Genomic DNA, 22440 nt, shown 5'->3' on the forward strand with positions numbered 1-22440 from the left:
AGCCCGCCAACGGGGCGGGCTCTTGGCCGTGTCAGACGGCCATCTGCTCGTGGGGCGCGCCGTTGTGGCGCAGCCACACAAAGCTCAAGGCCACGATCAGCACCATCACCGTCATGATGGCCCCCAGGGTCACCTGCCCCGTCATCGGGAAGCTGGCGGCCAGCAGGGTTACCACGCCAGCCCCCAGATTCTGCATGCCCCCGAGCACGGCTCCCGCGGTGCCCGCCTGGCCCGGGAAGGGCTCGATGGCACAGGAGGTGGCGGTCGGATAGAGGATGCCGCTGCCAATGAAGTAGACCGCAGCCCCGCCCACCAGGGAGGCAGCGCTCACCATGCCGAGCAGCCCGGGTACCAGGATGATGAGCGACCCCAGGGCCAGGAAGGCGATGCCAAGGCGCATCAGCTTGCCCTGGCTCAGGCGAAAACTCAGTCTGGCGGAGAGCCAGGCGCCGAACAGATAACCGGGCAGCGGCAGCACGAACAGCACGCTGACGGTGCGGGCACTCAGCTTGAGCACGTCCCCCAGCAACACCCCGGCCGCCGCCTCGAACACCGCGAGGCCGGCAAAGGTGGCCATCAGACAGAGCAGGTTGCCTTGAAAGCGCGGGTTGCCGAGCACATGACGATAGGCGGCGCCCACCCGCAGCGAATGCTGGCGGGCGGATGCTGGCAGCGTCTCCCCAAACCAGGCCAGCAGTGCCAGGGTGGTCAGGGCACCAAAACCGAACAGGAACCAGTAGCCGGCACGCCAGTTGAACAGCTCGGTGAGCCAGCCGCCCAGCACAGGTGCCAGCAGAGGGGAGAAGATGACCCCCATGCTCACCAGGCTGTTGGCACGGTTGAGCTCGGCGCCACTGTAACGGTCGCGCATCACGGTCCGGCTCATGGCGCCCCCTGCCCCGGTGCCCAGCCCCTGGATCAGGCTGCCCGCCAGCAAGGCGGTGAAGCTCGGGATCAGCTGGATGGTGAGGGTACCGACCAGGAAGATCATCATGCCGATGATGAGCACAGGGCGACGACCGATGCGATCCGACAAGGGGCCATAAACGAACTGGGAGAGGCCGTAGGGAATGAGGTAGCAGGCCATCACCGCCTGCAGCTGGCCGGAGGCCACATGGAAGTCCCCCGCCATCATGGGAATGGAGGGCACATAGAGGGTCTGGGTCATCTGACCCACGGCGACCATCAGAATGGTCAGGAAAAACAGGGGATAGAAGCTGTGCCGATACATATCTCGTCCGAAAAAAATCAAAAAGCCGCCACCCTCCGGGCAGGGATCTGCAGGAGGTGTCTGACAAAGGTCGTTGAAGAGGAACAAGGCAGAGGACCCGCATCCGCCAGCAGCAGGACGCTCTCTGGCTTGCGACAATCTTAGTGATTCATATCACAAAAAACGAACGAAACTTTATAATCTGCTTACCCAAGTTTTTCTAATGCGACGGGGCCCAAGGCCCCGTCACTGTCATCTCATCATGGGAAAAGGATTCATTCTGTCCCCTCTTTACCCCACTCTTCTCACCTCCGCCGACGCGCCTTCGAACATGGGGTTACCCGCCTCCCCCAGTCTCAGACAACGAGGGGCAACCTTGCCGGCCAGCCCCTCGTCATGGGTCACCAGCAGCAGGGCGCAGCCAATCTCTCCCAGTTCCTCCAGCAGACAGGCGATGGTCTGTTGCTGGCTCAGGGGGTCGAGCCGGGACGTGGGCTCATCGGCGAACAGCAGCACGGGGCGCAGCAGCAGGGCCCGGATAAGCGACAGCCGCTGCAGCTCCCCTCCCGAGACCTGGTTTGGCAGGCGCGTCAGCAGCCGTTCATCCAGCCCCAACCGGGCCAGATAGTCGACAAGCCGATGGCGAGGCAGCCTGTGCAGACGCAGCACATCATCGAACTGGGTGGCGAGGCGCACCCGGCTGGCAAAGGCCTGCACCGGATCCTGATAGAGCTTCTGCCAGCGGCAGGGGGCTATCCCTTCCCGGCGCAGCACCTCCCCTTGCAGGGGGCGTTGCAGACCCAGCAGCACGTTGCCGAGGGTGCTCTTGCCCGCGCCGCTCGGCGCCATGATGGCCATTCGCTCCCCTTGCGCCAGGGCAAGGTCCAGCCCCGTGAACAGGGGTTGATCCCCATATCCCATGGCAAGCCCCTTTCCGCGGATGAGCCAGTCTCCGGTGGGAGGGACAGCCGCCTCGGGCCAGGCGGAGGGCTCCGCCGCCAGCAGGGCCCGGGTATAGGCATGGGATGGCGTGTGCAGCACACGCTCGGCGGGCCCCTGCTCCACGATCTCTCCTCCCTTGACCACCAGCACCCAGCCCCCCAATGCGCGAGCCAGGGAGAGATCATGGGTGATGGTCAGCAGATGGCGTCCACGGGCCAGGTAGCCCAGCAACAAGGCACCCAGCCTGGCTGCGGCCCGGCTGTCGAGCCCCTTGGTGGGCTCGTCGGCCACCAGCAGACGGGCCTCCCCCAGGGTGGCGGCGGCAAAGGCCGCACGCTGGGCCATGCCTCCCGAGAGCTGGTGTACAAAGGCGCCCTCCCGCCCGGCCAGTCCAAGCCGCTCGAGGGCGGCGCGGGCCCGCGATCGGGCCTCCTTGCCCCCTGGCAGCCACCCCTCCTCCACCTGGGCAAGCAACCCCATGGTGGGATCCAGCGCCAGCACCGGCTCCTGGGGCAACATCGCCAGCTCCCGCCCCCAGAGAGTGCGCAGGCGAGGCGTGTCGGCCAGGTTGTGATGGCGGCCACCCGACACCATCTCGCCCCGGCCTGTCAGAGGGGTTGGCAAGGTCCCCATCAGGGCATGAGCCAACAGGGATTTGCCCGAACCGCTCTCCCCGATCAGGGTAAGGGCGGTGCCGGGATGAATGGTGAAATCCAGCGCCTGCAGCAGGGTTTTCTGGCCATCATCGACCTGCAACCCCTTGATATGAATGGCCGTCATGAGGTGGCTCCTTGTGAAGATGGCATGTCAAGGCCGCGCGTCTGATGAAGCAGCACCAGGGCCAGCAACATCAGCCCCATGACAAGAATGGGGGCCAGCAGCAGACGGGGAGCCTCCTGATAGTGGGGCAGCGCCTCCGTCATCATCAGCCCCAGCTCGGGCGTTGGCGGCTGAATGCCGACGCCGACAAAGCCCAGGGTAGAGAGGGTTAGAATGGCACCCGCTAGGCCGAAGGCCATCATGGTGAGCAACTGGGGGGCGAGCTCGGGCCAGAGATGGCGCCGCACCACATGGGCATGGCCGAATCCCAGCAGACGGGACGCCTCCACCTGGGGCGAGGCGAGCAGCCCCCGGCTGCGGGCACGCACCACCCGGTAATACTCCACCCACTGGGCCATGGCCAACCCGAGATAGAGGATGGCAAAGCCACCCTGGGCCATGGCGGAGAAGAGCAGCACCAGCAACAGGCCTGGCAGGGCCAGCACGCCGTCGGCCAGGCTGCGCAACAGACCGTCGACCCAGCCGCCGCGCCAGGCCGAAAGCCAGCCCAGCAATGAGCCCAGCAGCGCCGCCGTGATGACGCACAGCAGTCCCAACAGCAGGGAGAGCCGGGTCGCCGCCGCGAGGCGCGCCATCAGGCTGCGCCCCATCTGATCCCGCCCGAGGGGCTCCTGCCAGGAGGGATCAGCCAGAAACTGTGCCAGATCCTGAGCCGCCGGATCGGGCCAGAGCACGGGGCCCAGCAGGGCAAACAGCACCACCAGCAGGAGCAGACCCAGCCCCGTTTTGACAGACAACGACATGATCAGGACTCCTTGGGACCACGGGGGTCAATGGCAAGACAAAGCAGATCGGTGAGGGTATTGAGCAGCACGAAGAGCACCGCCAGCACCAGCACTGTCCCCTGAACCATGGGGATGTCGCGCCAGAAGATGGCGTGCACCAGCGCATGGCCGATCCCGGGCCAGGCAAACAGGCTCTCGACCACCACGACCCCCTCGATGAGCAGCACCAGCTGCACGCTGGTGTAGGCGATGATGCTGACCCCGGTGTTGCGCAGACCGTGGCGCCAGAAAACCCGGGCCGGCGAAAGCCCCTTGGTGAGGGCAAATCGGTAATAACCGGACTGCACCACGGTGAGCACGCTTTCACGCACCACCCGGGAGAGCACGCCGGAGAGCCCCAATCCCAGGGTCAGGGCGGGCAGCAGCAGGTTGCTCCCCTCCCCGTGCCCTGCCGCACTGACCCAGCCCAGCTCCACCGAGAGCATCACCATGAGCACCAGGCCGAGCAAGAAGGGGGGCAACGCACGCATCAGCACGCTCCAGCCCAGGGTCAGGCGATCACACCATCCCCCCGGGCGCAGCGCACTCAGGCTGCCAAGCGGCAGCGCCACCATCAGCGCCAGCACCACGGAGGCGCTCGCGAGCATCAGGGTGGCGCCCAGGTGATGACCCACGTCGGTGGCGACCGGTGCGCCCGTCACCAGGGAGCTGCCGAGATCCCCTTGCAGCAAGGCCCACAGCCAGTCGCCAAAACGGGCAAGGGCCGAGCCGGCCAGCCCCAGCTCGCTGCGCACCGCGTTGGCCGCCTCGACGGTGACATAGTCATAGCCATAACGACCCGCCGCGATGCGAAAGGCGATGTCTCCGGGCAGGGACTGCACCATCAGAAAACAGAGTCCGGCCACCAGCAGGGCAACCACCAGCGCCTGCACCAGACGCTGACCCAGTATCCCCATGACGCGAGACAAGGGTGTCGCTGTCATCGTGCGCTCCATGTCAACTTGTCCAGGCCATAGCTGCGCTCCTGGGGATCGAGTTCAAACCCCTCCAGCCCCCGACTGACCGCCGCGCTCTGGCGGTACCAGGCGATGGGCAGGAGCGGCAACTCCTGTTGCAGTGTCGTGGCTATCTCCCGGCGAGCCGCGGCGGCGTCTGTGGGCGACAAGGCTTGCGTGGCAAGGCGGGTCAGTGTTTGCGTCATAGCTGGGGAGTGCCAGTTCATCACCCCCCAGTCCGCACCGGCAGGGGCCAAGTCCCCCAGCAAGGTAACCAGGGGATCCGGTACCAGGGCATAATTGCGGGCGTAGAGACCAAGCTGGAGGGAGCCGTCCTGATGGCCCGCCGGGATCTCGCTCGAGTTGCCCACCGCCACCTTGAGCTCCACCCCTACCGCCTTCCACTGCGCCTGCAGTGCCGTGGCAAGGAGCGGCAGCTCCGGACGGTCAGGGAAGGTACGCAGGGTCAGGGCGAAGCGCTCTTCCCCCTTGCGCAGCACACCGTCCTCCCCCGGCTGCCAGCCTGCCGCCGCGAAGGCCGCCCGGGCCGCCTTGACGTCATAGGCAAGCGGCGTCAACCCGAGCTGGTGCCACTCCCCCAGAGTGGGAGGAAAGAGCTGGGTTGCCGCCATCTCGGGATCCCGCAGCAGGGCGGCTGCCATACCACGACGATCGATGGCGAGACTCAGGGCACGGCGCACCACCGGATCGCTCAGACGAGGGTCGGCGCCATTGAGCTTGAGCTGGATGGTTCGTGGCAGGGTGACCGAGGCGATGGAGACCCGTGACGCCTGCTGCAAGCGGCGGATGCTGACCGGATCCAGCCCCCAGGCAATATCGGCCTGACCGCTCTCGGCCATCAGGGTGCGGCTCTCTGCACGCCCCACCGTCAGGTAGCTGACCTCCTCGATTGCGGGCCTGGCCCCCTGCCAGGCGTCGAAACGCACAGTCTCTATCCGCTGGGGTTGTTGCAGGCGGGTGATGCGGTAGGGGCCAGAGCCTATCACCTGGGTTACCTCCCCCTTGGCATCGTAGGCGGCCTTCGCCAGGATCTGGGTGCTGGGGTGGGCCAGCACGGCCGGCAGGGAGGCGAAGGGTTCGCTCAGGGTGACCTTCAAGACGCCATCGCCAGCCTCGATGGACGCAATGGGAGCGCTGGTCATCACGCCGGGCTTGCGCCAGGCCTGTTGCAGGGCAAAAGCGGCCTGCTCGGCGCTCACCTCGCTGTCATCGTGAAACCGGGCCCCGGGGCGCAACGTGAATCGCCACTGCAGACCGTCATCGCTACGCGACCACTCACTGGCAAGCCCGGGTTGCAGATTGCCTTTCCCATCGACATCTACCAGGGTCTCCGCCACCTGCATGCGAGTAAAGAAGACCCCGTTGCTGGCGGGGTCGACACTGTGGATCTCCCAGGGCCCCACCATGGCAAGCGGTTTGCCGTCGGCTGCAGTCGTTCCTGCCATCAGAGCCAGGGCGAACCACCCGGCTGCGGTGCATTTTTTTGTCATCCTTTCCATCCAAGCTTCATGTTCATCAACCAAAGAAGTGGAGTTATAACATAACAATTAATCAGGAAGAATGACTTTTGATTTTTGATAAATGGCTTATTTGAAAGACAAAAAGCGACTGCGATGCAGATCGTCAAACAACGGGGAGTCAAAAGGGAATAAAAAAGATGGCCCGTCAGGGCCATCATGATGGCGTCAGCGAGTCACCATCTGCTGCGCCCGCTTGACCTGATCCTCGGGGCTCTCATTGCGCGGTGGAATGGTGATGCCCTTCTGGCAGGCGGGCCTGGCTTCCATGCGTGCCATCCATGTCTGCAAATGCACCAACCCCTCGATGGAGATACCACTCCAGTCGTGGATGCGCACCCAGGGCCAGGTAGCGATGTCGGCGATGCTGTACTCGTCCGCAAGATACTCATGGTGTGCCAGATGGCCATCGAGCACCTCGAACAGGCGTCGCCCCTCCTTCTGGTAACGCTCGATGGCGGCCGGGATCTTCTCGGGGAAATAGCGATAGAAGACGTTGGCCTGCCCCATCATGGGACCGACGCCCCCCATCTGGAACATCAGCCACTGGATGGCCTGGGAGCGGCGCTTGGGATCCTGCGGCAGCAACTTGCCGGTTTTTTCCGCCAGATAGATAAGGATGGCGCCGGACTCGAACACCGCGAAGTCACCATTGTCCCGATCGACGATGGCCGGGATGCGGCCATTGGGGTTGATGGCCAGGAACTCGGGCTTCTTCTGCTCCATGGTCGCGAAATCAAGGGGAATGACCTTGTAGGGCAGCCCCAGCTCTTCGAGGGCGATCGACACCTTGAACCCGTTGGGCGTGGCGGCAGTGTACAACTCTATCATCTTCGACTCCTTGAACGTTCAGGGGAAAGGATCAGGCCTGGGCGCTGGACCGGGCACTCACCCGGTCATGCCAGTCCTGCAAACGGGGCTGTTCGGGGGTGATACGCAGGCCGACCACCTTGCCAAAATCAATGGTACAGAGGGCAAGAATGTCGGCGATGGTGAAGCGCTCCCCCGCAATATAGGGCACCTCGGCAAGACGGGCATCAAGCTTGTCAAACCAGATCTGAGCCTGTTGCTTGCACTCCTCCCCCCATTCGGGGAAGACCCGCTCCCGGTCTTTGTAAAAACCGGTGATATGACGAAACGCCATACCGGTCGGCAGCCAGAGGTTGAACTCGATGAAGCGACTCCACATCTCTATGGTGGCGCGCTCCAGCGCGGTGCTGCCAAACAGGTTCGGTTCGGGGTGAAGCTCTTCAAAATAGCGACAGATGGCCAGGGTTTCACTCAGACAGGTTCCGTCATCGAGTTCCAGCACAGGAATGCGCCCGGCCGGGTTCTTGGTCAAAAAAGCGGGCGCCAGGTTTTCCCCCGCCCCCAGATCGACCTGCTGATATTCCATCTCGATCCCCTTCTCCGCCAGAAACATTCTGACCCGACGGGCATTGGGGGCTCGTCTCAGCTCATAAACCTTCATGTCACCTCCGTCGACGAACACACGGTGAGCCGCTGCACAGGCCATAGCAAAGCGGCACAATGTCGGTCAGTTATGACAAATATTGTGCCGCTTGAACAGCCCGCATCGAGGGTGAGATGATTAGCTGCTCAGTACCCCTGGTTGGCGCTGGCGCAGCAAAATAAGACGGGAAAGCAGCGGGAAATAGGATTCAAACTTGCTTTGCAGCACCAGGCTGCAGGCAGGATCCGCCAGTTCGGCCTCATCCAGCAGAATACCGTTGGAGACGAAATAAAAATGCGGATCCCGGACATCCGGCCCCTGTGGAGGATGTTCATACTGTCGATGCACCAACAGGGGAAGCACCGGCAATCCCAGTGCACTGCCTCCTGCTGGCCAGAGCGGAACAGGCCAGGCAGCGCCCTCTTCTTCCAGCAGCAGGATCGCCGCTTCATCCTTCGACGGTTGCCACTGCTGGGGCTGTGCCACCCGGACCTCGGTGACATAATCGCTCTCTTCGCTGGCGGCACGCAGTGCGGCCAACACACCCAGAGTCGTCGGCGACGACGGTTTCTGACTGATTAATGACAGATTCATGGCTCATATCCCTATGCTCACCACAGCCTGTTATCCGGCTGTCGCGATAAGACTAGTTGATTACAGGTCTTTATTGGAGCCGTCAGATCTGTCAGTCACCACCCTGACCGAATGAGGGCATAGCAGTTGCTATTCCCGAATATCTTGGTAAGATGTCGCGTCCTTTTATCCCCCGTTCTTTAACATCCAGTGGTGAACCTATGCATCCGATGCTGAATATCGCCGTGCGCGCTGCGCGCAACGCCGGTCAAGTAGTAGTAAAAGCCTTTTCTCAACCCGAGAACATCGAGGTTATCCAGAAAGGCAGCAATGACTTCGTGACCAACGTTGACCGTGACGCCGAAGCGGCCATCATTCACACCATCAAAAAATCTTACCCGGAACACAGCATCGTTGCTGAAGAGTCTGGCGAGATTGCCGGTACCAATCCGGACTACCAATGGATCATCGACCCACTGGATGGCACGACCAACCTGGTCAAGGGCATTCCGCACTTTGCCGTTTCCATCGCTCTGCGCGTCAAGGGCAAGACCGAACAAGCCGTTGTCTACGATCCCATCCGTGACGAGCTGTTCACTGCCACCCGCGGCAGCGGCGCCCAACTGAACGGCTACCGCATCCGTGTCGGCAAGGCCAAAGAGCTCTCCGGCACTATCCTGGCCACCGGGTTCCCGTTCAAGCAGAAGCACCACATCGAACCCTATCTGAAGATGTTCCAGAGCATGTTCATCGAGTGTGCCGATATCCGTCGTGCTGGCTCCGCCGCGCTGGATCTCGCCTATGTTGCCGCTGGCCGCGTCGACGGTTTCTGGGAAATCGGCCTGAAACCCTGGGACACCGCCGCCGGTGAGCTGCTGGCCAAAGAAGCCGGCGCCATCGTCACCGACTTCGTCGGTGGTCACAACTACGAAAACTCCGGCAACATCGTGGTGGCCAACCCCCGCGTGCTGAAAGAGATGCTCGGCAAGATCCGCGAAAACCTGCCGGAATCCCTGGCCAAGTAATCCCGGATACCCGTGAAAAAAATGCCAGTCGGTTCGCCGACTGGCATTTTTTATTCCTGACTTCAGCGAAAATCCCGCCCCTCTCGATGACTCAACAGGATCAGATAGTGCCGTTGCGTCCCATGTTGATCACCACCCGGCGGTTCTTGGCTCGGCCAGCGTCCGTTTCGTTGGAGGCCACGTGATGTTTCTCACCGTGCCCTTCCACCGAGATCTTGCCCTCCTCGATGCCGAGATCCACAAACACCTGCTTGATGGCATCCGCCCGCTTCTCGGAGAGCTTCTGGTTTGGCCAGCGGCCGCCATAGCTGTCGCTGTAGGCGTCGATCACCACCACATCGATGCTCTTGTCTGCCTTCACATAGTCACCGATCATCGCCAGCCGCCGCTTGGAGGCCGGTGACAACTGATCGCTGTTCTTGTCATAGGAGAGCACGCTGAAGGCGATGTCGTTGAAGCTGTAGGGCAGCAAGCCACTCAGGCAGTCCATGAACGCCTGGTACTTGACCCTGAAATTGATCGACGAGAGCGATACCCGCACCGGCCTGTCCTGACGATACCAGTCGCGATACTGGAAAGTCGGCATACGTCCTCCTTCCAGCTCGTCCAGCATGGTCCAGGCGGTCTGCCCCGCCACCAGGCCGTCAAACTGCTGATAGAACTGCAACTGGCTGATCTGTCGCCCGGCCACCCCGGGACGCCAGCTGGGGGGCATGATCCCGAGGCTCACTGTCTGGGTACGCGCCTGGGGTCGCTGCCCCTTGAGCTCGAAATCCAGATTGATCTTGCGCCCGGCCCGGCTGACAAAGGCCCCGGTTCCCCAGCGGGGAATAGGATGCTCCAGCCTGCACTCCACCTGGGTATCAGAGGTCAGGCGCCAGACGGATTGATCCAGACCGGCGCCAAATTCGGTCACGCCCGCCTGCAACTGCATACTCACTGATATGCTGATCAACCCCAACACCCAAGCATTCAACGGCTTGTCCTCCACACTATCTCGAATTATCTATCGGCAGCGGCAGGACAAGCTTTAGGTCAAAACGCTCAGTGGGGGGAAGAAGGGGCCATCAGCTTGAAGCTGGCGATGCGTCCCGCCAGATCCCGGGCCAGGGCATCCAGTTCGGCACTGTGTTGTTGCAGGGTATGGGAGTGCTGGCGATGGGCCTCATACACGTCACGGATGGTCATCACGTTTTGCTGGATGTCGTCGGTCACGTAACGCTGCTCCTCGGTGGCGGTGGCCACCTGGGCCGTCATGTCGCTCACCTTGCGCACCTCGTTGACGATGTCGGTCAGCTCGCTCCCCGCCCGTTTGGCCTCCGTCACGCTAAGGCCGGCCTGTTCGGTGCCCGTGTGCATTGCAGCCACCGCCTCGTTGGCCCCCTGGCGCAAGCGGCCCAGCATCCGCTCTATGTCATCCGCCGCCTGCTGGGTACGGGAGGCAAGCGATCTCACCTCGTCGGCCACCACTGCAAAGCCGCGCCCGGATTCACCGGCACGGGCCGCCTCGATGGCGGCATTGAGGGCCAGCAGGTTGGTTCTGTCCGAGATCTGCTTGATGAGGCTCAAGGCCTCCCCCACCGACTCGGTATCCCGATGCAGGCTGTCCACCAGGTGCTGGGTATCCACCAGCGTGCCCGCCACCTGCTGGATGGTGTGGATGGTCTGATCCACCTCCTTGTCACCCTGCTTCGCCCGGCCGATGGCCTGCTGAGTCGCCTGGGAGGTCTGGGTTGCGTTGCGGGCAATCTCCGCGACAGTCGATGCCATCTCGGTGGCGGCAGTCGCCACCAGATCCACCTGCCCGCATCCCCTGACTACGCCGGCATTTACCTCGGCAATGACCTCGGCCGAGCTGGCGGCGCTGCGTATCAGCACGTCACAGGAGTGGCGCACAGCCAGCAGCAAACTCTCCAGGTGCCCGAGGAAATGGTTCAGATCCCGCGCCAGGGCCCCCAGCTCATCCCCGGATCGCCAGTCGACCCGCACGGTCAGGTCGTTCTCCTGCACCAGGCGCTTGAAGGTCTGGTGCAGGGCCATAAAGCCCAGATGCAGATCCCGCACTACCCGCCAGCAGACGAAGGTGGTCAGGACGATGCACAGCAACACGCCAACCGCCCCCCACCAGAAGTCACTGGCACTCCCGACCCGCATCTGTTCAACCCGCTCGAAGAGCTGCTGATAGAGGCTGTCTTCTATCTCCTTGAGCAGGCCTATCTTGTCGGTACTCAAGGCAAACCAGGCCTCCGCATCGACACCAAAACCGCCGCTTGCCGCCTTGTCCAGGGCCAGTTTCTCCATGGCGGCCACCTTGGCCACCACGGGTGAGGCGAGGCTGTCGTTCAGCAACTGACGCTGGGCTGGACTCGCCACCGCCTGGAAACGTTCGAGATAGGTGTTCTGGGCCGCCAGCAGGGAAATGAACTGCTGCAACAGCGCAGGCGTGAAGCTGTCACGGCCAAAGACGTTGCTGAGCGTCGCCCGCTCCAGCCCCGCACGCTCCTTGCTCTGCAGGAAGGCAGCGTAGGCATTGGTCTGCAGGGCGATGGTGGCATCCATGCTGTCGACACTTATCTTGTCCACTACCGCCAGCAAGGCGGTCACGAGGCGGGTATAGAAGCCGACCTGTTCCGCCACCTCGACCCCCAGGGCGCTGACCCGCTCACGCATGGCGGTGAGTCCCGCCACTCCTTGCTGCACCTCGGTCAGCGCCAGCAAGGCAGGATCCTGATGAAAACGCTGCAACAGGCTGTCCACCACCTTGCGCTGGGCAGGCAGCGCATCGCGAAACTTGCTGCCGCCAGAGCCGAGGAAGCCGGCCGACATGCCGCGCTCCCGTTGCAGCTCATGGGCCAGCTGCGCCGCCTCCTTCACCACCGCCAGCGCGACCAGGGCGCCGCTCATCTCCTGTTCGACCCGATAACGTTCATAGACGTACCGGCCGGAGAAAAACAGCAGGGCCAACAGCGGCAGACAGACCACCAACATCATCTTGTGTGCCAATCCCAGCTTCTTCATCGTCCTCTCCCTCCATGGTTGACGTCGCCCATTATAAGCACAGGTGTTTCAAAATGGCCCTCTTGCCGTCCCATGGCGGCAGATAAGGGACAAGGGCACGCTTTTTTGCCATAATGCCGCCTCCTTTCACGCCGACCGAGATACCATGACCGACGCCGTTCACACCCTCAAGGGCCGTTTTCGCGGCTTTTACCCCGTCGTCATCGATGTTGAAACCGCCGGATTCAATGCCAAGACCGATGCCCTGCTGGAAATAGCCGCCCACACCCTCAAGATGGATGAGCAGGGCTGGCTCGTCCCTGACCAGATCTTCCATTTTCATGTCCAGCCTTTTGAGGGCGCCAATCTGGAGAAAGCGGCGCTGGAGTTCACCGGCATCGACCCCTTCAACCCGCTGCGGGGCGCGGTGGACGAGAAGGAAGCACTCACCGAGATCTTCAAGGGGGTGCGCAAGGGCATGAAGGAGCAGGATTGTGGTCGCGCCATCATAGTGGCCCACAACGCCACCTTCGACCACGGCTTCGTGATGGCCGCCGCCGAGCGGGCCGGCCTCAAGCGCAATCCGTTCCACCCCTTCGCCACCTTCGACACCGCCGCCCTCTCGGGTCTTGCCCTGGGGCAGACGGTGCTGGCCAAGGCCTGTCAGAGCGCCAATATTCCCTTTGACAACAAAGAGGCCCACTCGGCCCTCTACGACACCGAGCGCACCACAGAGCTCTTCTGCCACATCGTCAATCGCTGGAAGAGCCTGGGAGGCTGGCCTCTGGCCAACCCGGATGAAACGACGGACACCGAAGACGAGGGCTGAACACTCCCAGCCCCTGCCCAGACAGGCTGCCCATGGCAGCCTGTCTGCATGAGGGGACCTGTCTGGGCAACGAAGAAGGGCCATTTTCCCGGTTCCCGTTCACCGCCAGCAGAAGATGCGTCCCTTGGCCGGGATCTGCCGATTTTTTTCTCGACATTTAGCCTGTTTTTCGCAAACTAGCTGGCTTTCACACGACTGACAGCAACACAATCCATAAGGAAATCAAATGAATCCTGTTGTTATCGCGGTGGCGCTGATGCTGGTGCTCAGCCTGCTGCGGATCAATGTGGTGGTCTCCCTCGCCATCGGTGCCATCGTGGGTGGCCTGCTCGGCGGACTCTCCCTCGAGCAGACCCTCAGCACCTTCACCGGCGGCCTGGGCGGCGGTGCAGAAATCGCCCTCTCCTACGCCATGCTGGGGGCTTTCGCGGTAGCCATCTCCCGCTCCGGCATCACCGATCTGCTGGCCCGCAAGGTCATCAACCAGCTCGGCAAGGATGCCAGCAGCACCCGCATTCTCTGGGTCAAGAGCCTGCTGCTCACCTCGGTGCTCGCGGTCTCCATCTCCTCCCAGAACCTGATCCCGGTGCACATCGCCTTCATTCCCATCCTGATCCCGCCGCTGCTGCATGTCATGGCCCAGATGCAGATCGACCGCCGTCAGGTGGCCTGCGTCATCACCTTCGGCCTGACCGCTACCTACATGCTGCTGCCGGTGGGCTTTGGCGGCATCTTCCTGAACAACATCCTGGCCAAGAATCTCGTCGACAACGGCGTACCGGTGGAATTCAGCCAGTTGCCCCTGGCGATGGCCATCCCGGTATTCGGCATGTTCCTCGGCCTGCTCATCGCCGTCTTCTTCAGCTACCGCAAGCCGCGTCAGTATGATCTGGAGAAGATCCTGGCCGCCGAACCCGAGACGGTCGAGCTCAATCTCAACCACATCTGGGTCGCCCTGCTGGCCATCGCCGTGGCACTCGGTCTGCAACTGATGACCAACAGCATCGTGCTGGGGGCGCTCGCAGGCTTCATCATCTTCACCTGCGGCGGCGTCATCAAATTCCGCGAGAGCCAGGATGCCTTCACCCAGGGTGTGCGCATGATGTCCCTCATCGGCTTTATCATGATCTCGGCCGCAGGCTTCGCCGCCGTCATGAAGGAGACCCACGGGGTGGAGAGTCTGGTGCAGTCCGTCTCCAGCATGATGGCAGGTCACAAGGGACTGACGGCCTTCCTGATGCTGCTGGTGGGCCTGCTCATCACCATGGGGATCGGCTCCTCCTTCTCCACCGTGCCCATCATCGCCACCATCTATGTGCCCCTGTGCATCCACCTCGGCTTCTCGCCCATGGCGACCATCGCCCTGGTGGGCACCGCGGGCGCGCTGGGGGACGCGGGCTCCCCCGCCTCCGACTCGACGCTCGGCCCCACATCGGGCCTCAATGCCGACGGTCAGCACGACCACATCTGGGACAGCGTGGTGCCAACCTTCATCCACTACAACATCCCCCTGGTGATCTTCGGCTGGATTGCCGCCATGGTGCTCTGAGACCATCCCGAGCAGACAGACAAAAGGCGACCCCGGGGTCGCCTTTCTTGTCTTGCACATGCCTCAGATGGCCGGTTGCAGCCCCCGCCTGCCGGCCAGGGCGCAGAGACAGGCAACCAGGGCCAACCCCATGCCGGCTGCTCCCACCCCGAGCCAGTGTCCCTGTTGCCAGACCAGCATCCCCAGGCTGGAGCCGAGGGTTCCCCCCAGGAACATGCCGGTCATGAAGAGGGTATTGATGCGCCCCCTGGCCTCAGGTCTCAGACCATAGATGCGCTGCTGATGGGCGATGAGTGCGCTCTGCACGCCGAGATCCAGCAAGATGACCCCGCACGCCAGCCCGGCCAGAGAGAGCCACAGCTCGAAGCAGATCCAGGCAAGCACCACCAGCACGGCACCGGCCAATACCACTGGTCTGGCCCCCAACCGATCCGCCATCCGGCCTGCCAGAGGGGCCGCCACCACCCCAGCCACCCCGATGACGCCGAACAGACCCGCCATGTCGGCCCCCAACCCATAGGCAGGTTCGGCCAGGTAGAACGCCAGCACGGTCCAGAAGGCGCTGAAGGAGGCAAACAGCAAGGCCTGGGTCAGGGTCGCGCGGCGCAGGGCGGGCTCCTCGCGCCACAGACCGACCAGAGAGTGAAGCAGACGGCCATAACCGAGGGGAGAGCGCGGCAATCCGGACGGTATCATCCTGGCCATCAGCAGAGCCCCCGACAGGGCCAGGGGAATGGCCAGCCAGAACATGGCGCGCCAACTGCCATAGGCGGTGACCAGGCCGGCGACCGTTCGGCTGAGCAGTATCCCGGCCAGCAGGCCGCTCATCACGCTGCCGACCACGGCACCCCGGCGGGCGGGATCTGCCAGGGTCGCCGCCACCGGAACTATCTGCTGGGCCGCCGTGGCCCCGATGCCGAGCAGGACGGAGGCCAGCATCAAGGTGGTGGCACTCGTGGCCGTGGCCGCCAGCAGGGAGGCCAGCGCGATCAGTGCAAACTGCCCCGGAATGAGCCAGCGGCGCTCGACCACATCGCCAAGCGGCACCAGCAAAAGCAGACCCATGGCATAGCCGAGCTGGGTCAGCATGGCGATCAATGGCATGCCCGAGTGCCCGGGAAAGTCCTGCGCCATCACCGCCAGCATGGGCTGGTTGTAGTAGATGTTGGCAACTGCCAGGCCGCATGACAGGGCCATGGCGAAGAGCAGGGAGGGGCCGGGGGTTGCGGCCCCTCCGGCAGAAGGCGATGTACTCATGATCTTCTCCTCGTGGTAGAAGGGCTCCCGCCAGGATACGGGCCCCATGCGCACAGCCTACCCGGGGAGCGTCGCCACCAGTAGAGCGGTGGGGACCATAACAGTTATTCCGCTGGTGCATGCCCCACGCCGGGCAGGCCGGTCACGAATGCCAGAAAGGCGCTCGCCTTGGCACCGGGCTGGCGACCTGCCGGGAGCAGGGTCCAGAGCTCCTGCATGGGCAGTTGCCACTCGGGCAGCACCGCCACCACCTCGCCGCGGGCAAGCTCGGGGGCAAACATCCACTCCGAGGCGATACCAAGCCCCAGGCCTGCCAGCACGGCGGCGCGCATGCCTTCGGCCGCCGAGACCGTCAGCCTGCCTTCTCCGGAAACCACCCTCTCCTCGACGCCACGGCGAAATCGCCACTGCTGCCCCACTCCGGGCCGTGGACTGTAAAGCACCAGATCATGCTGTTGCAGAGCCTGAGGGGTCTCAGGCTCTCCTTTGGCGGCCAGATAGGCCGGCGTCGCCAGCACCCGCATGTCGCTTCGGGCGAGGCAGCGGGCGACCAGCGACGAGTCGGCCTGTTTGCCGATCCGCAGAGCCACCTCGATGCCCGCCGAAATGAGATCCACATTGCCGTCATCCAGCAGGATCTCCAGATCCAGTCCCGGGTGAGCCGCCAGAAAACCGGCAAGATGGGGAATGATATGCAGGCGGGCGAAGGTGACGGGAGCGCTCACCCGCAGGCGTCCGCTCAGGCCCGCCCGGCATTGCTGCACCATGGCATCGGCCTCGTTGACCTGGGCCAGGATCTCTCTCGCCCGCAGATAGTAGGCCTCTCCGGCCTCGGTAGGCGCCAGCCCCCGGGTCGAGCGCAGCAACAGGCGGCTGCCAAGGTGCGCCTCAAGCTGGGCAATCAATCTGGAAACCGTGGGTTGCCCCATCCCCAGTCGGCGGGCCACCGCCGAAAACGAGCCGGTCTCCACCGCCAGCACGAACACCTCCATCACCCCCAAGCGATCCATTTATGGCTCCTCTGCCCTGTGGCACTGTTCGTGGCACAAGGTAGCACCGGGCCTGCCCTCTCGCACCCTCGTTCTGGCAGGAGGCACAAGAAAACCGCGTCATGAGCGCTCCTGCCATGGGAGAAAGGTGTCGGGATGAAATATCAACCAGGAACGATCGAACAGAGGGACTCGAAGACAAGGCTACAGGAGCTCGATTGCCCCAAGGCTAGCCCAGTGCCACTTCCTGAATGGCGGCACTGTGGGCGAAATAGCGGTGACAGAACTGCATGAACTCCGGCAGCGGCAAGGGACGCGAGTAGAAATAACCCTGGATCTCATCCACCCCTATGGTGAGCACCGCCTTGAGCTCATCGCTGTTTTCCACCCCTTCTGCCACGACACGCACCCCCAACTGATGAGAGAGGGTGGTGATGGTCTCGACGAAGAGCGCCTGCCGGGTGTCACTGTCGATCGCGGTGATAAAGGATCTGTCTATCTTGAGCTTGTCGAAATAGAGTTCACGCAGGTAAGAGAACGAGGACCAGCCGGTCCCGAAGTCATCGAGGGCCACCCGCACCCCTATCTGGCGCAGGGAGTGGATGATCTGCTTGCTCAGGGCGATGTCATCGAGGGCGATGGTTTCGGTCAGCTCCACTATCAACTGGTGCAATCCCAACGGACCATCACCCATCTTCTCTTCAATCTCCCTGGCCAACCCCATGTTGAACATGGAGTTGGAGAGGTTGATGGAGATCTCGAGCGGTGCTAGCGCCTCCTCCGGGAAGCCGGACAGATCGAGCTGCATGCGCCGGATGATCCAGCCCCCCAGCGCCTCGCCCAACCCGTTCTCTTCTGCCAGCGAGATGATGTCGAGGGGGGCAATAAAGCCATATTCCGGATGATGCCAGCGGATCAGCGCCTCGGCCCCCAGCCTCACCACACTCTGGCCGCGCACGATGGGCTGATAGTAAAGGGCCAGTTGCGGGCATTGCGGGCAGTGGATAAGCTCCCGCAGCTCGGTCGACAGCCGGCGTTTGCGCTGATAGTGCTGATACATGCTGCTGGAGAAGAGCACATTGCGATTCAGCCGCTTGCGCTTGGCGCTGTCGAGGGCGATATCGGCAAATAGCAGCATCTCTTCCGGTGAATGATCCGGTTTCACGTACTGGCTGGTGCCCATGAAGACCCGCACCCGGTGCGCCGGATCGGCAGCAAACACCAGATCCGCCAGCTCGCTGCGCAGTTGCTCCAGAAACGGGAAGCGCAGATAGGTGGGCATGGTGCCGGTGATGATGAGGGTGAACTCGTCACTGCCGGTTCGGGCAACGAAGATCCCCTGGCCAGAGGCGGCCTTGATCCGCGCCGCAAGCCGTTTGAGCAAGGCGTCCCCCACTTCGTAACCCAGACTGTCATTGACCTCCCTGAAATGCCCCAGATCCATGAGGCAGACGGTGATGCTGCTGCGCCGACCGGGATGGCTGGTCCACTGCTGGAGGTGCTTGATGAGCGCCGCCCGGTTGGGGAGACGGGTGAGAGGGTCGTTCCACGCCAGAAAATGCTGGCGACGCACTTCGCGAAACAGCACCATCAACATCACCATGGTCGCCAACATCAGAAAACCCAGGATGAAGAAGTTCTGGGTTTTCGACTCGTTGAGCAGCTCGCGCTGGGCGATGGCAGAGGGCCCGGTGAAGTTTTTCACCATCACGTCCCGCACCCCGCGCATCTCGTCATCGAGCGCGGCCGTGAACATCTTGAGTGCGGGGGAATCCGGCTCCCCATGCACCACATCCTGCTCATAATGTTCGAAGAGAGCGAGGATCTTGCCGACCGCCTTGTCCGCACCGAATCGGGCCCTGACCGACTTTGCCTCCTCCCCGTGCAGGAAGACATCGAGCCGGTTCCAGGCAATGTCAAAGCGCTTGTTCATCTCCTCCCGGCTGGCGGCACCGGCACGATAGAGCTGCAAGCCCTCCTCGAAGGCGTGGATCTCCAGCTCGAGCTGGGCCAGTGCCCAAGCGGAGAGCTGGGTGTAGCGCGTCACCGCATTGAACGCGCGGTCATAGTTCCAGACCGACCAGAGGGTCACCCCCAAAAAGGTGGTCACCATCAGGATCAGGCTCAAGAACTTGCCGCACAGCATCTTATTTGCTCTCCAGCGCCGCCAGCTGCCACACCATCCGGCTGTGATAGAGCTCCTTGTTGAGTTCGGGATGGTCGGTGAGGGGATAAATGACCCAGAGCGGCCCCTTGTTGCGTAAAGTCAGCGCCTTGCCATCCTGCTTCTCGGCCACCAGCACCGGGTACTTCTCCCCGTCTTCCAGCGGCAGTGCGGCCCAGTATTCATTGACCGCGAGGGCCTTGACCTCCTGGCTCTTTAGACCGTAGATCCTGACCAGGTCCCGCAGCAACACCCCGCGATAGAGGTGCTCCCCCTCGGTCCAGGGCGTCCCTGTCTTAACCTCCGTCTGCGGCAAGGCCTCAAACTCTGCACGGGTCAGCACCACCTCCCCCTTGCCATTGCAGCACCCCGCCCCCGCAATTCTGAAGAAGGGCTCCTCCGCCAACACCATACCCGACACGAGCCATCCAGATATCAGCAACACCTTGCCAAGCCACTTGCCCATCACGCACCTCCCTGTCATACGGTTTATTTATTCATCTCACTCTGCTGACTCATATGCAAACAACAGAATGCACCTTCAGACCAAAGTCGCAGTCGTTTGCAACCAGCAACTATCTCTACGCCTTCCAAAAGTACCCAATCGCTTCCCAAAGAATGACACCAGGCGCCACCCCCAGGCAAATGGATTGCACCATTTTTCTTTTCACTGGCTCCTCATAAAACCGGGTGCCCGCCCCGGCCGGAAAAAGGTGACAATCTTTGCTACGCATCTGAAAAACAGACACAAAAAAGGCCGCTCCATGGAGCGGCCTTCTCATCAGTGCAGTCAGGGTTTAGCTGTCGCGGCGCTTGCCACCGAATTTGCGACCCTTGTCGAAACCGCCTTCACGGCGATCCTTGTTGAAGGGACGGTCACCCTGTGGACGGCGATCCTTGTTGAAAGGACGGTCGCCACGGAACGGGCGATCACCGCGGGGCGGACGGGGAGCAGTGTTGCTGCCGGCCGGCACTTCGGTGTAGCGGCTGATCTGCAGCGGACGCTGGCAGACACGGGCCTTCTTGATCACTTCCAGCACTTCGGCGCTCATGCCCTTGGGCAGATCGACGGTGGAGAAGTCATCGGCGATGTCGATGTTGCCGATGAAGCGGCTCTCGATGTTCGCTTCGTTGGCGATGGCACCCACGATCTGGCCCGGCTTGACGCCGTGATGGGCCCCCACGTCGACGCGGTAGCGCTCCATCTCCACGTCCGGGTTGTCTTTGAGCGGACGCGGCTCCAGGGACGGCATGCGACGAGCCGGGCGATCGCCACGGTCGGCGAAATCACGGCCACCACGGTCATTGAAGTCACGACGCTCGAAACCACCGCGATCGTTGCCGGCGTTGAACACCGGATCCGGAATGGAGTCATCCAGCAGCAGCGGTTGGTCGCCCTGTACCAGCTTGGCCAGTGCGGCAGCCAGCTCCAGCGGATCGGCAGAGTCTTCTTCGATCAGCTCGTTCACCAGGTTCACGTAGATCTCGAGCTCTTCGCCCATCATGGTTTCGCGGATGCGCTCCTTGAACTTGGCCAGACGGTGCTGGTTGATGTCCTCGGTGCTCGGCATCTTCATCGGCTCGATGGCCTGACGGGTTGCGTGCTCGATGGCGCGCAGCATGCGACGCTCGCGCGGTGCCACGAACAGGATGGCTTCGCCCTTGCGACCGGCACGGCCGGTACGGCCGATACGGTGAACGTAGGATTCGGTGTCGTAGGGGATGTCGTAGTTCACCACGTGGGTGATGCGCTCAACGTCCAGACCACGGGCAACCACGTCGGTGGCGATCAGGATGTCCAGCTGGCCTTGGCGCAGCTTGTCGACGGTACGTTCACGCAGCTTCTGCGGGATGTCACCGTGCAGCGCTTCACAGGCGTGACCACGGGCAGCCAGCTTGCCGGCCAGCTCTTCGGCGGCGTTCTTGGTGCGAACGAACACCAGCAGGGCTTCGTAGGGCTCGACTTCCAGCAGACGGGTCATGGCGTCCAGCTTGTGCAGACCGGTCACCTGCCAGTAACGCTGGCGGATGGTGGTAGCGGTCGCGGTCTTGGAAGCGATCTTGATCTCTTTGGGCTGCTTCAGGTGCTTCTGGGCCACACGGCGGATCTGCTCCGGCATGGTGGCGGAGAACAGGGCAACCTGACGACCGGCCGGGCACTGTTCCATGATCCAGTCCACGTCGTCGATGAAGCCCATGCGCAGCATCTCGTCCGCTTCGTCCAGCACCAGGGCTTTCAGGCCGGAGAGGTCCAGGTTCTTGCGACGGATCAGGTCCATCACGCGGCCCGGGGTACCCACGACAACCTGAGCACCGCGGCGCAGGGCGCGGGTCTGGGTTTCGTAGGAGGCGCCACCGTAGATGGGCAGCACGTGGAAATCAGGCATGTGGTGGGCATAGCGTTGGCACGCTTCAGCCACCTGCAGGGCCAGTTCACGAGTCGGTGCCAGCACCAGGATCTGGGTGTTGCGGTTACCAGCTTCCAGACGAGACAACAGAGGCAAGGCAAAAGCAGCGGTCTTCCCTGTACCGGTTTGCGCCTGCCCCAGCAGATCGTGGCCCGCCATCAGGTGGGGAATTGCTGCGGCCTGGATGGGGGACGGGCGCTCATAGCCCACGTCCTGCAGCGCTTTCAGTACAGGCGCGGCCAGTCCAAGCTCACTAAAAAGGGGCAGTTGTTCGGTATCAGACATAGATTCTTCCAGATTAAGGCAGGCGGCTAACACCGCGGAATAGCAAAAAGGCGGCGATTATAGCGCCACTTTGTTCTGCTGTCTTGAAAAATGTGATAAGCCTCTCAAGACGTTGGCAATTATAGAGGGATCTTGCGACTATGGCTTGCTTATTTTTCACTCATGGTGCGTTATTGCAGATCACGCTTCGCCAGAGTCCTTGTCCCGCTTGTGTTTGAGCACCGCCATGGTCAACCGGCTGGTGCACAATAAACGACCACGTTCATCGCGAATTTCTATCTGCCACACCTGAGTCGTCGCCCCCAGATGCAGTGGCGTGCAGCGCCCCGTCACCACCCCTTCCCGCTTGGCTCTCAGGTGGTTGGCATTGACCTCCAGCCCGACACAATAACTGTCAGACCCGACCGCCATGTTGGCCGCCAAGGAACCCAGCGTCTCCGCCAGCACCACGGAGGCGCCGCCGTGCAACATGCCGAGCGGCTGATGGGTGCGGTGATCCACCGGCATGGTGGCCTCCAGCCAGTCGAGACCAAAGGCGGTATAGACGATGTCGAGGTGGGCCATCAGGGTATTGCGAGAGCTGGCGTTGAGCCCTTCGAGGCTCATGGGCTTGCGCCAGATGGGGCTGCTTTCTTGACTCATGGTGAGCGGACTCCTTGCG

General features: G+C 62.6%; 19 protein-coding genes. 3 read left to right on the plus strand and 16 right to left on the minus strand.

The window, feature by feature from the left end; all coding sequences use genetic code 11:
* Positions 1-31: 31 nt before the first annotated feature.
* The 8 genes from emrD to C2U37_RS21920 form a co-directional block, all read right to left on the minus strand.
* Positions 32-1231 carry a multidrug efflux MFS transporter EmrD gene (gene emrD / locus C2U37_RS21885; RefSeq protein WP_010675087.1) on the minus strand — a complete coding sequence of 400 codons (1200 nt, stop codon included), beginning with the start codon at positions 1229-1231 and terminating at the stop codon, positions 32-34.
* A 270-nt stretch (positions 1232-1501) separates the two neighbouring features.
* A complete protein-coding gene (locus C2U37_RS21890; RefSeq protein WP_104453047.1) occupies positions 1502-2932 on the minus strand; it encodes an ABC transporter ATP-binding protein in 1431 nt (476 codons plus the stop codon).
* Positions 2929-3735 carry an ABC transporter permease gene (locus C2U37_RS21895; RefSeq protein ID WP_010675089.1) on the minus strand — a complete coding sequence of 269 codons (807 nt, stop codon included), beginning with the start codon at positions 3733-3735 and terminating at the stop codon, positions 2929-2931. The genes C2U37_RS21890 and C2U37_RS21895 overlap by 4 nt, the downstream gene beginning before the upstream one ends.
* 2 nt (positions 3736-3737) lie before the next feature.
* Positions 3738-4700 (minus strand): ABC transporter permease, encoded by a 963-nt coding sequence (locus tag C2U37_RS21900; protein ID WP_104453048.1) that lies wholly within the window; start codon positions 4698-4700, stop codon positions 3738-3740.
* Positions 4697-6223: an ABC transporter substrate-binding protein gene (locus tag C2U37_RS21905; RefSeq protein WP_104453049.1), complete on the minus strand. Its 1527-nt coding sequence runs from the start codon at positions 6221-6223 to the stop codon at positions 4697-4699. Before C2U37_RS21905 ends, C2U37_RS21900 begins: the two co-directional genes overlap by 4 nt.
* Positions 6224-6418: 195 nt before the next feature.
* Complete coding sequence (locus C2U37_RS21910) at positions 6419-7081, minus strand: glutathione S-transferase family protein (RefSeq protein ID WP_103858435.1); 663 nt, start codon at positions 7079-7081, stop codon at positions 6419-6421.
* Between the two features lie 31 nt (positions 7082-7112).
* Positions 7113-7721 (minus strand): glutathione S-transferase family protein, encoded by a 609-nt coding sequence (locus C2U37_RS21915; RefSeq protein WP_041213036.1) that lies wholly within the window; start codon positions 7719-7721, stop codon positions 7113-7115.
* Between the two features lie 120 nt (positions 7722-7841).
* Complete coding sequence (locus tag C2U37_RS21920; RefSeq protein WP_103858437.1) at positions 7842-8297, minus strand: hypothetical protein; 456 nt, start codon at positions 8295-8297, stop codon at positions 7842-7844.
* Between the two features lie 200 nt (positions 8298-8497).
* Between C2U37_RS21920 and suhB the strand changes: the two genes are divergently transcribed.
* A complete protein-coding gene (gene suhB / locus C2U37_RS21925) occupies positions 8498-9301 on the plus strand; it encodes an inositol-1-monophosphatase (protein ID WP_039038754.1) in 804 nt (267 codons plus the stop codon).
* A 100-nt stretch (positions 9302-9401) separates the two neighbouring features.
* Here the strand turns inward: suhB and C2U37_RS21930 are convergent, their stop codons facing one another.
* Positions 9402-10277, minus strand: a complete 876-nt coding sequence (locus C2U37_RS21930; protein WP_181023085.1) for a flagellar protein MotY — start codon at positions 10275-10277, stop codon at positions 9402-9404.
* 68 nt (positions 10278-10345) lie between these two features.
* Positions 10346-12319, minus strand: coding sequence for a methyl-accepting chemotaxis protein (locus C2U37_RS21935; RefSeq protein ID WP_199770481.1), 1974 nt, complete (start codon positions 12317-12319; stop codon positions 10346-10348).
* A gap of 145 nt (positions 12320-12464) precedes the next feature.
* Between C2U37_RS21935 and rnt the strand changes: the two genes are divergently transcribed.
* Positions 12465-13127: a ribonuclease T gene (gene rnt / locus C2U37_RS21940; RefSeq protein WP_010675098.1), complete on the plus strand. Its 663-nt coding sequence runs from the start codon at positions 12465-12467 to the stop codon at positions 13125-13127.
* A gap of 226 nt (positions 13128-13353) precedes the next feature.
* Positions 13354-14676: a Na+/H+ antiporter family protein gene (locus C2U37_RS21945; RefSeq protein ID WP_104453050.1), complete on the plus strand. Its 1323-nt coding sequence runs from the start codon at positions 13354-13356 to the stop codon at positions 14674-14676.
* Positions 14677-14739: 63 nt separating this feature from the next.
* Here the strand turns inward: C2U37_RS21945 and C2U37_RS21950 are convergent, their stop codons facing one another.
* The 6 genes from C2U37_RS21950 to C2U37_RS21975 all read right to left on the minus strand — a co-directional run bounded on the left by C2U37_RS21950 (position 14740) and on the right by C2U37_RS21975 (position 22421).
* On the minus strand, positions 14740-15933 hold the full coding sequence (locus C2U37_RS21950) for an MFS transporter (RefSeq protein ID WP_010675100.1): 1194 nt from the start codon (positions 15931-15933) through the stop codon (positions 14740-14742).
* A 104-nt stretch (positions 15934-16037) separates the two neighbouring features.
* A complete protein-coding gene (locus C2U37_RS21955) occupies positions 16038-16943 on the minus strand; it encodes a LysR family transcriptional regulator (protein WP_104453051.1) in 906 nt (301 codons plus the stop codon).
* Between the two features lie 208 nt (positions 16944-17151).
* On the minus strand, positions 17152-19068 hold the full coding sequence (locus tag C2U37_RS21960) for a putative bifunctional diguanylate cyclase/phosphodiesterase (RefSeq protein ID WP_104453052.1): 1917 nt from the start codon (positions 19066-19068) through the stop codon (positions 17152-17154).
* A 1-nt stretch (position 19069) separates the two neighbouring features.
* Positions 19070-19552: a molybdopterin-binding oxidoreductase gene (locus C2U37_RS21965; RefSeq protein WP_104453053.1), complete on the minus strand. Its 483-nt coding sequence runs from the start codon at positions 19550-19552 to the stop codon at positions 19070-19072.
* 331 nt (positions 19553-19883) lie between these two features.
* Entirely contained in the window at positions 19884-21779 is a 1896-nt protein-coding gene (locus tag C2U37_RS21970; RefSeq protein ID WP_016351112.1) for a DEAD/DEAH box helicase, read from the minus strand.
* A gap of 180 nt (positions 21780-21959) precedes the next feature.
* Positions 21960-22421: a hotdog fold thioesterase gene (locus C2U37_RS21975; protein WP_104453054.1), complete on the minus strand. Its 462-nt coding sequence runs from the start codon at positions 22419-22421 to the stop codon at positions 21960-21962.
* Positions 22422-22440 lie beyond the last annotated feature (19 nt).

Origin of the sequence: Aeromonas sp. ASNIH1 (assembly GCF_002934285.1) — a bacterium.
GTDB lineage: Bacteria > Pseudomonadota > Gammaproteobacteria > Enterobacterales > Aeromonadaceae > Aeromonas > Aeromonas caviae.

Excerpts from the sequence above, each read along its gene's own strand:
- emrD (WP_010675087.1), bottom strand. The coding sequence starts at position 1,231 with ATGTATCGGCACAGCTTCTATCCCCTGTTTTTCCTGACCATTCTGATG.
- C2U37_RS21890 (WP_104453047.1), bottom strand. The coding sequence starts at position 2,932 with ATGACGGCCATTCATATCAAGGGGTTGCAGGTCGATGATGGCCAGAAA.
- C2U37_RS21895 (WP_010675089.1), bottom strand. The coding sequence starts at position 3,735 with ATGTCGTTGTCTGTCAAAACGGGGCTGGGTCTGCTCCTGCTGGTGGTG.
- C2U37_RS21900 (WP_104453048.1), bottom strand. The coding sequence starts at position 4,700 with ATGACAGCGACACCCTTGTCTCGCGTCATGGGGATACTGGGTCAGCGT.
- C2U37_RS21905 (WP_104453049.1), bottom strand. The coding sequence starts at position 6,223 with ATGACAAAAAAATGCACCGCAGCCGGGTGGTTCGCCCTGGCTCTGATG.
- C2U37_RS21910 (WP_103858435.1), bottom strand. The coding sequence starts at position 7,081 with ATGATAGAGTTGTACACTGCCGCCACGCCCAACGGGTTCAAGGTGTCG.
- C2U37_RS21915 (WP_041213036.1), bottom strand. The coding sequence starts at position 7,721 with ATGAAGGTTTATGAGCTGAGACGAGCCCCCAATGCCCGTCGGGTCAGA.
- C2U37_RS21920 (WP_103858437.1), bottom strand. The coding sequence starts at position 8,297 with ATGAATCTGTCATTAATCAGTCAGAAACCGTCGTCGCCGACGACTCTG.
- suhB (WP_039038754.1), top strand. The coding sequence starts at position 8,498 with ATGCATCCGATGCTGAATATCGCCGTGCGCGCTGCGCGCAACGCCGGT.
- C2U37_RS21935 (WP_199770481.1), bottom strand. The coding sequence starts at position 12,319 with ATGAAGAAGCTGGGATTGGCACACAAGATGATGTTGGTGGTCTGTCTG.
- rnt (WP_010675098.1), top strand. The coding sequence starts at position 12,465 with ATGACCGACGCCGTTCACACCCTCAAGGGCCGTTTTCGCGGCTTTTAC.
- C2U37_RS21945 (WP_104453050.1), top strand. The coding sequence starts at position 13,354 with ATGAATCCTGTTGTTATCGCGGTGGCGCTGATGCTGGTGCTCAGCCTG.
- C2U37_RS21950 (WP_010675100.1), bottom strand. The coding sequence starts at position 15,933 with ATGAGTACATCGCCTTCTGCCGGAGGGGCCGCAACCCCCGGCCCCTCC.
- C2U37_RS21955 (WP_104453051.1), bottom strand. The coding sequence starts at position 16,943 with ATGGATCGCTTGGGGGTGATGGAGGTGTTCGTGCTGGCGGTGGAGACC.
- C2U37_RS21960 (WP_104453052.1), bottom strand. The coding sequence starts at position 19,068 with ATGCTGTGCGGCAAGTTCTTGAGCCTGATCCTGATGGTGACCACCTTT.
- C2U37_RS21965 (WP_104453053.1), bottom strand. The coding sequence starts at position 19,552 with ATGGGCAAGTGGCTTGGCAAGGTGTTGCTGATATCTGGATGGCTCGTG.
- C2U37_RS21970 (WP_016351112.1), bottom strand. The coding sequence starts at position 21,779 with ATGTCTGATACCGAACAACTGCCCCTTTTTAGTGAGCTTGGACTGGCC.
- C2U37_RS21975 (WP_104453054.1), bottom strand. The coding sequence starts at position 22,421 with ATGAGTCAAGAAAGCAGCCCCATCTGGCGCAAGCCCATGAGCCTCGAA.